Source organism: Streptomyces sp. MUM 2J (assembly GCF_022414535.1).
Classification (GTDB): domain Bacteria; phylum Actinomycetota; class Actinomycetes; order Streptomycetales; family Streptomycetaceae; genus Streptomyces.
On sequence record NZ_JADWYM010000080.1, the window covers coordinates 1 to 10,103 of the forward strand.

Here is a 10,103-nt window from a genome sequence, read left to right on the forward strand (position 1 = left end):
CTACCGGTCCAAACCCTGCCGCGCAGGCAGATCTCGCAGATTGATCACGACGCAATACGCTCCCTAGTGCCGGCAGAAGCCGCCGGAACTCGAGATGGGAGAACAGCGGTTGATAGGTCTGCGGCAGCAGACGAGTTGTGGGTGGGAGAGTCACGCGGTCAGACTGATGGTTCAAGTTCGCTTGAAGTCAAGGGGGTTCAGTGCGGGAGCTAGGTATCGGGGACCTCGCGCGGCAGGCACGGATACGGCCCTCGGCCTTGCGTTACTACGAGAGCATCGGTTTGCTCCCGTCCGCCCGGCGAGTCGGAGGCCGACGCGTCTATCCGGCAAGTACGGTGCGACGGATCGCGCTGATCAAAATGGCGCAGCGAGCCAAGTTCACGCTGGCCGAGATCGGCCAGTTGCTGGACAGCGCCCCCGACCGGGTCGCCACCCGGCAATGGCGTGCGCTCGCCGAGCGCAAGATCCCGGAGTTGGATCAGTTCATCCAGGAGACGCAGGCTCTGCGGAATGCCGTGGCCGACTGCCTCGCCTGCGGGTGCATGAACTTCGACAGCTGCCAGCTTCTCTCCTCCGGCCCAGCCGGAGACGACATCTGAGAGAGAACACGCTGCGACATGGAGGGCGACGCTGTCCCGCATCGCCCTCCATGTCGGCCGCATCAACTCGAAGATGTGAGTGGCCCGTTGAGTCGAGCCATGTATTCACGGTTGACGGATCGGGCCGCGTCGAGATCTTCCTGGCACTCCTCGAGCTGTCGTCGCAGTTCGACCGCCTCCTGCTCTAACTCGGTGACGCGGGAGTGCAGTTGGTCGATGTTCGCCGTGGCTCCGCCCAGTCCGGCCTCGCGCCAGATCTCCTCGCCGAGGAACGCGGACAGCCGTTCACGCAGAAGACGGTTCTCCTCGGCCTAACGGGTGTTGCGATCCTGCGCGTTGGCGAGGTCGGCCATCAGCGAGGGGCGGCTGACCGTCTCCGGGCCGGGAGGAGGCGGCTCCGCCGCCTGCGTCTGGATCATGCCGAGGAGGTCACGGTGCCGGTAGAGGAAGGTGCGGTCGACACCCGCTCGCCGGGCGATACCGGAGACGTTGATCTCGTCCCGCGCCTGGACCGCGGCGTCCAGCGCCTTGAGTACGCGTTCTCGGCGGCGGGCGGTGTCCGTGCCTCGGGCATGCACGATTCCCGAGGTCTGCGTGGTCATGGTCGCTCCAGTCGAAGGTTGGGGGAGGGTTGCCGGACGTGAGGCATGCCCAGGGATACGACGCGGCGGCTGCGTCGCACCAGGGTGATGGCCTCCTCCAGCTCGTGCCGCTCGGTGTCGGTGAGCTGGTCGAGGTCGTCCTCGACACGGGCGATCAAGTGCTTGACGCGCGCGTTCTCCTCCTCGGAGGGCAGGGCCCTCTCGCGTGCCCAGTCGTCCAGCCCGGTTGCGGCGAGTACACGTTCCTTGGTGCGGCGGAGTTCGTCCACGTATGCCTTGAGTTCCGGCAGGTAGGACGCGTCCGTGCGGAAGTGATCGCAGCCCCCGCACTGCCAACGGAAGGGACAGGCGCCGCCGCCCGCCTGGACGTTGCTCGGCTCCTCGCAGCTGCCGAAGGGAACGGCGACCTGGCTGATCGCCTGACGCGCGTACCGGGCTCGCTGGCCGTCCAGCAGTGTCTGTGCCTCTCGCCAGGCCGGTGCCCCGTGGCGATCGAGCTGGTGGCGTGCGACCGTGTCGACGGCTTCCCGACGGCGGACGGCGCTCACCCGGTAGTACGTCTGAGTGACGGCGAGGGATCTGTGATCCATGAGCTCGCTCAGCACATCGACGGGAACGCCGGCGTCCGCATGCCGTTGGGCGTAGGTGTGACGGTGAGAGTAGGGCACGATGTCTTCCTTGAGGAACTCCTGACCCTCCGGCGTGATCATCGGCGGCAGACTGTCGACCCACTCGCGGTGCCACGAGGCGAGCGTGTCTTCCACCAGACCGTGAACACCGCGGGGATTCCGCCTCACATGCGCCAGCAACTTCAATTCACGGGGGTCCGTGTGGGGAAAGCGTCCCCGGGCGACTCGTTTCTGTTCGTGGATCAGGTTGGCGGTGGCTTCGGTAATGGGCAGTTCACGGCCCAGGCGTTGTTCTTTGATGTTGTCGTAGATCAGCAGCCAGCCGCCGTCGGAGTCCTGGCGGGTGCAGTCCCATGCCAGTTGGCAGATCTCGTCGGGGCGGCGGCCGGTGTCGATGATCAGCTCGACGGCGACGCGGAAGTCGCGCGATGCCATGGACTCCAGGAGCGGGAGGGCGTCGCAGAGGCTGCGGACGACGGTCAGGGGGAGGGCCCGGCCGGGTTCGTCGCCGCGCTCGGGTGCGGCAGGGACATCTTCGTCACGCAGGGCGAAGTCAGGCGGGAGCCCTTCCAGGGGCGTTGTCAAGTTGTTGCTGAGGGTGGTGGCTGAGGGGGCGTCAGGGTGTGGTGGTGCCTGTGGTGATGCTGTCTTCAGGTGGTGGTCGGCATGGTGGTGCCGGTGATCTCGTTCCAGGTGTCGAGGCGGTGGTGCATTTCGGTGCGGTATTCGGGTGCGGTCATGAGGTGGCGGCGGGGTCGGAAGTGGGGTGAGATCTCGCTGAAGGCGGACAGGAATTTCTGGGCCGTCCGGGCTGTGCGGAAGCCCTTCATGGCGCGTTCTCGCTGGCGGGTGGGTTGGTGGCTGTTCTCGGCCCGGTTGTTGAGGCCCTTGTGGGAGCGGTGTTCCACCGAGGCCATCAGGTGCCGGTGGGCCGGGCGGTAGGAGCGGCACTTGTCGGTGACCAGCACCCTGGGTACCCGGCACTGCTTCTTCATGAGCTTGGCCATGAACCGCTTCGCGGCCTTGCCGTCGCGCTTGGACTGGACCAGGATGTCGAGGACGTGTCCGTCCTGGTCAACGGCACGCCAGAGGTACTGCCGCACCCCGTTGACCTTGATGAACACCTCGTCCAGATGCCATTTGTCGCCGGCCTGCGGACGGCGTCGGCGCAGCCCCGCGGCGTACTGGGGGCCGAACTTCTCGCACCACTGCCGGATCGCCTCGTGGGAGACGGTGATCCCGCGGGCCAGGAGCATCTCCTCGACCTCGCGGTAGCTGAGCGGAAAGCGGTGGTACAGCCACACCGCGTGGGAGATGACCTCCGCCGGGAACCGGGACCCCTTGTACGACACCACCACCCCGGCCTCCACAGCCCACCCCTCACCACCGACCAACAAACCCGATGATCATCCCAACGTCAGGAACGCCAGCTCAAGTTGACAATGCCCGCCGGCCGGCAGGAGCAGGGCCGCGACGGCAAGCACATACGCGGAGACGACCCAGGACAACTGCACCGGTGACAGGTTCATGGCCTCGCCGATCTCCGGGAGGACTATGTTGATGTTCGCCGCGCTGAACATCACCAGAAACTGCGCGGAGGTCAGCAGGGCGAGGAGCGTGCGGAGCGAGCTCGTCCTGGGACGGAGCCTCGGCCCCCGTCCGGGAGCACAGCGGTTCGATTCCGTGGACGAAGGGGGTGTGCGGTTCGGACGGCCCATCTGACTGTTCCTCAGCTCGCTTCGTACATGGAGCGGATGCCCTGCTCCTGCCACCTGTTCCACGGACCCGGACCGTCGGCCCTCCTGCCCCGACGTTGCCCGGTAGGCCGCTCCGGGAGGTCCTGGCCCTCCGTGGAGCCCCCGGGCGGTGGGCCCTGGAGAATCAGCCGGCGCACCTCACACAGCGCTGACACCGGATGCCACTTCAGGTTCGCGTCTCCAGGCCGTGACGGGAAACCTCCCACCAGCCGACCCGACGGTGGAGCAGGCTTCCGCTGACTGGAGGAATCCAGGCTCGGGGCGGCCCGTCGCCTGAGTGAAGGTGGCCGGGCAGCGCGCCCTCTTCCTGGCGCCGCGCGCGGAACGTGCTGCCGGGGCCGTCCGGGTTCCAGCTTCTCGGACCAACCCCCGTTCCTCCGGTAGGCGGACAGGCTCGTCCACCCGTAGATGCTGCAGACGGTTGCCCCGGGGCCGGAGGGAGATGGGCGACGCTGGTGTCCTGGTGCCGCAGCCGACGGCTTTCGCCCGTCGTGCCGCAGGCCGGCCCTTTGGCCACACGCCCGGCAAACCCGTCACGTCCACCATGAGGTGTGCCAACCGATGAAGCAGATGTCCACTCCGGTCCTGAAGGCCGTGGCCGCCGGGGGTGCCGTTGCGGTCGCCGGCTTCGGTGCCCTCTTCGTCTTCCACCTGGTGATGCAGAGGGACCCCTCGCTGCCCACGATGTTCGCGGATCTCTGCGAGACCTTCGGGGACGCTCTGGCTCTGCCGATCATGACCGGGGCACTGGTGTACGCGCTGACCCGCCTTCCCTCCACTTCCCGGGAGGGCGTGTACGCGGCCTCGGCCGCAGCCGCGGGCGGTGCCACCGGAGCCCTGACCCAGTTGGTCCGCCTCGCGGACGGTGCCCATGAACTCACGTGGGCGCACCCCCGCCCACACCACTTCACCGCGGCCGGCATCTATCACGCGGTGTTCCTGACGGTCATGTGCGCGGTGACGGCCGCGCTCTGGACGCTCGCGTTGAGGCGACTGGTCAGGGCACACCCGGAAGGCGACGGCACCAAACCGGCGCGCCGGGCCCTCTGTGTCGGATTGGCCGCCGGCCTCTCCTTCGTCGTCCTGCTGATGATGGACGACTGGAAGTTCCTCTCGACCACAAGCGGAGCCACAGTGCTGGCGGCGACGGCGGCAGCCACCGTGCTGACCGTGTGCCTTTTCGTCGTGGTGATGCTCCGGGGCCACCGTCGCAGGCGTGGGCTTCAAGCCGGGCTACGTCATGGTCGCCATGACCGGAGTCATCCGGGCTCGCTTCGTCCTTGTCGCGAAACCTGGCTGCGACGGCCCCGAACCGACCGGTCGGCTTCGGGAGGCTCGGGACCGGGGCCGCACACACGCCTTCGTCGACGCCCGGCCGACCTCCGAACCCGTCCTGCGCGGGCGGGGCTTCGAGCTGGTGACCTGGACCCGCCCGTTCGTGTACGCGCCCGGTGCCCGGAATGGGTCGGGACACAGGAAAGGGACTGACGTGACGGCCGGTGCCGTCCTGGTAGGCAGCGGGCAAAACGGCGTGCGCCTGCACTTCCGCTTCCCGCTGCCCTTCCGGGAGGTCGAGGAGTCGATCCGTCAACGTGTCTCGTGATCCTCTTTCCGCCAAGGGGGGGTCGGCAATCCAGGTTCAACCGAGATGTCGAAAGCGGTAGCCATGTAGCCCATGAGACCGTAGAGCCCGCAGAGAGCCACGATTTCCACGACCCCCGCATATCCGACGACCTCAACCAGTGCGTCCTGGAGCTCGGCGGGGATCTCGTTGTCGGCGGCGATGTGGTCGACCGCCTGCACGACGGCGCGCTGGGCAGGCGTCGTGTCTGCCGGCACGGCATCACCGGCCAGCGCTTCGATCTGTGCCGCAGTGAGACCTGCCTGCGTTGCCGGGCGCACATGGTGTGCCCACTCGTAGTCCGCGCGTCGGCGAGCGGAGTAGCGCAGGATCGTCGTCTCGCGGAGGTCGTCCGGAAGCAGGCCCTGGAACCGCAACCGCTCACCGAGTTCACCGACAGCTCGTGCGACCTTTGGGTTGTTGAACATGGCGACGTAGATGGCCGCGAGCTGCGGTCGCCCGTCTGCGTGGGTGCGCACGGCCGCCATTCGCTGCATTTCAGCGCGGTCTTCGTGGTGCACGTGTGAGGCAGGGTCTGGAAGCCGGGCCATCAGTGGCTGTCCTCCCATTCCGCCACGGCCTGACGCCACGGGGCAATGGGCGTGGGATAGCGCTTGTCAATCCGGGCCGATACCAGGAACGGCTTGTTCTGGGTGAGCCCGTGGGCCACTGCCTCACCTACCTCGCCCGGGTGGGAGACCGTGACACCGTCGGCGCCCATGGCCCGTGCGAACTCCGGCCATGAGAGCCCGGGAATGTCGGTGAGCGCCTCGGCTCCGGCGCCCATCTCCTTCGCCCGGTACCAGATGTTTCCATAAGCGTGGTTGTCGAAGACGAGGATCACGAGCGGGATGCCGTAGCGGGCAGCCGTATGGAGCTCCATCCCATGCATCAGCATGCAGCCGTCGCCCGTAGCGATCACCATGGGACGCTCGGGCCTGGCGATCTTGGCGCCGATACCCAGCGGGATCGCGCCGCCCATCGGGGCCAGGTTCGCCAGGGACACGTAGTCCCCGTTCCCGTAGCTGGGCCAGTACTCCGAGCACCAGGCACGATGAGCGCCGGAGTCCACCGATAGGACGGTTTCGCGCGGGCAGGCAGCGCGAGCCTCCGTGACGAAACGGGCCGGGTGCATTGGTTCGGTGTCCCGGGTGGTGTCTTCCGCTTCGTAGGTGCGCGGCCCACGGCTGCGCACGTCGCTGAGGAACGCCAGCCGGGCCGGACGGCCGCTCTCCAGCCCGGCGGCGATCGGCCCCTCGACGCCGGCGAGTAGTTCGAGGAAGGCCCGGGGGCTGGCGGTGACCGGCCGGCTCGAGGGCCAAGTCCGTCCGATGAGTGCAGGATCAGCTTCGACATGGACGAGTTCTCTCGCCGGCAGCATCTTCGGATCCCAATTCAAGGTGTCCCGCTGGGACAGTCCCGAACCGATGACGACGAGTACCGAGACGGCGGGATCGAGAATCGCCTCGCTGGCCCAGCGCGAACCGCCGTAGCCGAAGACGCCCAGCGCGAGGGGGTGGTCTTCGGGTACCAGCCCTTTCCCGCCGAGCGTGGTCGCCATGGGGATGTCGAAGCGCTCCGCCGCGGCGATCAGAGCCGCTTCCGCTCTCGCGTGGCGTACCCCCGGTCCTGCGAGGATGACGACATTCGCAGCAGGCTGCCCGGTGGTGTCCATGGAGAAGACGGACAGAGCGGCGTCCGTCGCTTCCCGGTCGATCGCCAGCGGTCGATACGCTGCCTCGGGCAGCGGCGTCCAATCCGCACGCTGCTCACTACGCTGAACATCCAGCGGGATCGACAGATGGACGGGCGCCCGCTCGCGCAGTGCGGTGAGTGACGCAGCCCTCAGGTAGGGCTGGAGATTGGCAGGCGAGTTCACGCTGAGGCTACGGGCCGTAACCGGTCTGAGCACGGAAACGTCATCCAGTGCGGCACCACTGCCGTCCTGGAAGGCACCGCGCCCCTCCGTGCCGGTCGCGACCTCGCCGCTGATGGCGAGAAGCGCGGAGCGGTCGGCTCGTGCCGCGGCAAGCGCGGTCACCATGTTCGTCACACCGGGTCCACCGATACCGAAGGCGACGCCGAGACGACCAGAAGCACGGGCGTAGCCGTCGGCCATATAGGCCGCTCCGGCTTCATGGGCCGCCACAACAGTACGCACCCCATCGGTCCCGGTCATCGGTGGCATGAAGGGATCGTTCAGCCCTCCCGGGACCATAAAGAGGTGATCGACGCCCTCGGCTGCGAGGGACCTGACGACGCAGGTGGCTCCGTCCATTGTCATTGTCACAACTGGGAAATCTAGGGCGTGGCATCTGTCATCTGGTGGACCCGCGCCGCTGAGCCTGTTGCGAATCGACGGACACCGGGCCTTCCCACGTGATGGTGGGAACCCGTGGGAGCCGTGTCGACGTCGCACACGGGGCACCGGTAACCACTCAAGCTCGACAGGACAACGGCTTCCAACCTGGCGACGCTGTCGGCTCCGAGGATCTTCAGGTGCCGATGTGAAGGGTCGAGGGGCCGGGCAACCGGGGCTACCTCACCGGAGGTCCGGCACTGACTTGGGCGCCGACCGGTTCCACAGGTGTGGCTTTCCCGGCCAGGAGGGCGAGGGCGGAGTCCAGGCAGGCGGTGGCGCGTGCGGGGTCGGGATCGGTCTTGCGGATGATCTGCACGCCCTGGACCAGGGTGAGCAGGAGCTGTGCGCCGCTGTGCGGGGTAATGGCCTCGGTGAAGCTTCCCCTTGATCGTGGACACCTGGAGACTGGGACCTGAGGTTCCAGACGAAGTAGCACCAGGTGGGAAGCAAGTACACGAAGCGGTACACCGAGGAGTTCAAACGGGACGCCATCGCGCTCGTCGACTCCTCGGGCAAGACGGTCACCGCCGTCGCCCGGGAACTCGGCATCAGCTCCGAGTCCCTGCGCGGCTGGTACCGCAAGGCCAAGGCCGACCGGGGAGAGGGCGGGTCCGGCGAGCTGACCAGCGCCGAGCGTGAGGAACTGCGGCGGCTGCGCAAGGAGAACCGCGAACAGCAGCAGACGATCGAGATCTTGAAAAAAGCGACCGCCTTCTTCGTGAAGGAGAACGACCGGTGAGCGGGCTGTGCCGGTTCATCCATACGGAGAAGGCGAACTACCCGATCAGCCTGCTGTGCCGGGTGCTGCACGTGGCCCGCTCCTCCTACTACGCCTGGCACGAGGGCGAGGCCGCCCGCCGCAGGCGCCAGGCGGCCGACGATGCGCTCGCGCACGAGATCACCGTGCTGCACATCGCCTCCCGGAAGACCTATGGCGTCCCGCGTATCCACGCCGAACTTCGGCGCCTGGGGCAGGGGGTGAACCGCAAGCGCATCGCCCGCATCATGCGCGAACGCGACATCCGCGGCGTCACCCGCCGCAAGCACCACTCGCTGACCCGGCCGGAGGCGAAGGCGAAGCCGGCCCCGGACCTGATCGGCCGCGACTTCCACGCCGAGCGGCCCGGCACCAAGCTGGTCGGCGACATCACCTACCTGTCCACCGCCGAGGGCTGGCTCTACCTCGCCTGCTGGCTGGACCTGGCCACCCGCGAGGTCGTCGGCTATGCCATGGCCGACCACCACCGCGCCGAACTCGTCGCCGACGCCCTCGACATGGCCCACGGCCGCAGCGGACTGGAGCCCGGCTGCGTGATCCACAGCGATCGCGGCAGCGAGTACACCTCGACCCAATTTTGTGGCCGCATACGCGAGTTGGGGCTTCGGCAGAGCTGCGGACGCACCGGGTCTTGTTTCGACTGTGAGGATGATCGGGTGCCGCTTCGGGCGGTGGCCTGACCCGTGTTTCGACTGGCGTTGTTGCCTTGGCGTTGATCTGTCGGCCACTGCCTGGAGCGGTACTCGCTGCCGCCGGGCAGGGGACGTGTCCCGATAGGGGCCTCGCGACAGGCACCGTCACAGTCTTGACCGCCCCGGCCCGGCGACGGCCACCCGCATCCGAGGCGATCAGGAGACAGGCGACCTTGCCCAGCATCACGCAGTCCACAACCCCGTGTCACATCCCGGCTGACACCGCCGAAGAAGTCCTGCTCGGCGTCGACACCCACAAAGACATACACGTCGCGGCCGTCATCACCACGCTCGGTGCCACCCTCGACGGCCGCAGCTTCCCGACAACCGCCGAGGGCTATCGCCAGATCGTGGCCTGGGTCCGCTCCTTCGGCGTGCTGCGGCGCGCCGGAGTCGAGTGCACCGGCTCCTACGGGGCTGCCCTGACACGCCACATGCGGGCCGAAGGAATCGAGGTGACCGAGGTCAACCAGCCCGACAAGGCCGCCCGACGGCGTCACGGCAAGACCGACGCCGTCGACGCCGAAGCGGCTGCCCGCGCTGTGCTGTCCGGACGTGCCACGGCCGCGGCAAAGGCGAGTGATGGCCCGGTGGAGATGCTGCGACTGTTCAAGCTGGCCAAAGGGTCCGCGATCAAGTCGAGGACCCAGGCCATCAATCAGCTCAAGAGCGTCCTGGTCTGCGCCGACGCCGAACTTCGCGAGTCCCTGGCCGGGCTGAGCAACCCGAAGCTGTTCCAGCAGTGCGCCATACTCGCGGAGCTGGAGATCTCCGGGCCGGCTGGGGCCGCGCGTCACACCCTGAAACTGTTGGCCCGCCGCATCCAGAACCTGACCGACGAGATCAACGATCTGACCGAGCGGATATCCGAAGCGGTCACCGCGAGCACTCCTGGCCTCCTCGAAGTCCACGGCGTCGGCCCGGACAGCGCGGCAGCCCTGCTCATCGCGGCCGGCGACAACCCCGAACGCCTCGACAACGAGTCGTCCTTCGCCTCTGGGGAATGTGCTCGCCCTCCTGTCGTTCGTGGACGGTGTCCAGGCCGACAGGTCCAAGCAGGTCG

11 protein-coding genes are annotated in these 10,103 nt (G+C 67.7%); 5 read left to right on the plus strand and 6 right to left on the minus strand.

Features of this window, described 5'->3' with window-relative positions; genetic code table 11:
* Positions 1 to 200: 200 nt before the first annotated feature.
* Positions 201 to 599 carry a MerR family transcriptional regulator gene (locus I3F54_RS32270; protein ID WP_308374167.1) on the plus strand — a complete coding sequence of 133 codons (399 nt, stop codon included), beginning with the start codon at positions 201 to 203 and terminating at the stop codon, positions 597 to 599.
* A 311-nt stretch (positions 600 to 910) separates the two neighbouring features.
* On the opposite strand, the gene I3F54_RS31435 is transcribed toward I3F54_RS32270, so the two are convergent.
* The 4 genes from I3F54_RS31435 to I3F54_RS31450 form a co-directional block, all read right to left on the minus strand.
* Positions 911 to 1,201, minus strand: a complete 291-nt coding sequence (locus tag I3F54_RS31435) for a hypothetical protein (protein WP_240122331.1) — start codon at positions 1,199 to 1,201, stop codon at positions 911 to 913.
* On the minus strand, positions 1,198 to 2,415 hold the full coding sequence (locus tag I3F54_RS31440) for a tyrosine-type recombinase/integrase (RefSeq protein ID WP_240122332.1): 1,218 nt from the start codon (positions 2,413 to 2,415) through the stop codon (positions 1,198 to 1,200). The genes I3F54_RS31435 and I3F54_RS31440 overlap by 4 nt, the downstream gene beginning before the upstream one ends.
* 65 nt (positions 2,416 to 2,480) lie before the next feature.
* Positions 2,481 to 3,200, minus strand: coding sequence for an IS6 family transposase (locus I3F54_RS31445; protein WP_240122333.1), 720 nt, complete (start codon positions 3,198 to 3,200; stop codon positions 2,481 to 2,483).
* A 36-nt stretch (positions 3,201 to 3,236) separates the two neighbouring features.
* Positions 3,237 to 3,548 carry a hypothetical protein gene (locus I3F54_RS31450; protein WP_240122334.1) on the minus strand — a complete coding sequence of 104 codons (312 nt, stop codon included), beginning with the start codon at positions 3,546 to 3,548 and terminating at the stop codon, positions 3,237 to 3,239.
* Between the two features lie 1,255 nt (positions 3,549 to 4,803).
* Between I3F54_RS31450 and I3F54_RS31455 the strand changes: the two genes are divergently transcribed.
* A complete protein-coding gene (locus I3F54_RS31455) occupies positions 4,804 to 5,190 on the plus strand; it encodes a hypothetical protein (RefSeq protein ID WP_240122335.1) in 387 nt (128 codons plus the stop codon).
* On the opposite strand, the gene I3F54_RS31460 is transcribed toward I3F54_RS31455, so the two are convergent.
* Positions 5,175 to 5,729 carry a carboxymuconolactone decarboxylase family protein gene (locus I3F54_RS31460; protein WP_240122336.1) on the minus strand — a complete coding sequence of 185 codons (555 nt, stop codon included), beginning with the start codon at positions 5,727 to 5,729 and terminating at the stop codon, positions 5,175 to 5,177. The genes I3F54_RS31455 and I3F54_RS31460 overlap by 16 nt on opposite strands.
* A gap of 29 nt (positions 5,730 to 5,758) precedes the next feature.
* A complete protein-coding gene (locus I3F54_RS31465; RefSeq protein ID WP_308374170.1) occupies positions 5,759 to 7,492 on the minus strand; it encodes a thiamine pyrophosphate-binding protein in 1,734 nt (577 codons plus the stop codon).
* 517 nt (positions 7,493 to 8,009) lie between these two features.
* On the opposite strand from I3F54_RS31465, the gene I3F54_RS31470 reads away from it, so the two are divergent.
* The 3 genes from I3F54_RS31470 to I3F54_RS31480 form a co-directional block, all read left to right on the plus strand.
* A complete protein-coding gene (locus I3F54_RS31470; protein ID WP_240122337.1) occupies positions 8,010 to 8,309 on the plus strand; it encodes a transposase in 300 nt (99 codons plus the stop codon).
* Positions 8,306 to 9,028: an IS3 family transposase gene (locus tag I3F54_RS31475; RefSeq protein ID WP_240122338.1), complete on the plus strand. Its 723-nt coding sequence runs from the start codon at positions 8,306 to 8,308 to the stop codon at positions 9,026 to 9,028. Before I3F54_RS31470 ends, I3F54_RS31475 begins: the two co-directional genes overlap by 4 nt.
* 185 nt (positions 9,029 to 9,213) lie before the next feature.
* Positions 9,214 to 10,103 (plus strand): transposase (locus I3F54_RS31480; RefSeq protein ID WP_240122339.1); only part of this gene is annotated, 890 nt, incomplete at its 3' end.

Excerpts from the sequence above, each read along its gene's own strand:
- I3F54_RS31435 (WP_240122331.1), bottom strand. The coding sequence starts at position 1,201 with ATGACCACGCAGACCTCGGGAATCGTGCATGCCCGAGGCACGGACACC.
- I3F54_RS31450 (WP_240122334.1), bottom strand. The coding sequence starts at position 3,548 with ATGGGCCGTCCGAACCGCACACCCCCTTCGTCCACGGAATCGAACCGC.
- I3F54_RS31465 (WP_308374170.1), bottom strand. The coding sequence starts at position 7,492 with ATGACAATGGACGGAGCCACCTGCGTCGTCAGGTCCCTCGCAGCCGAG.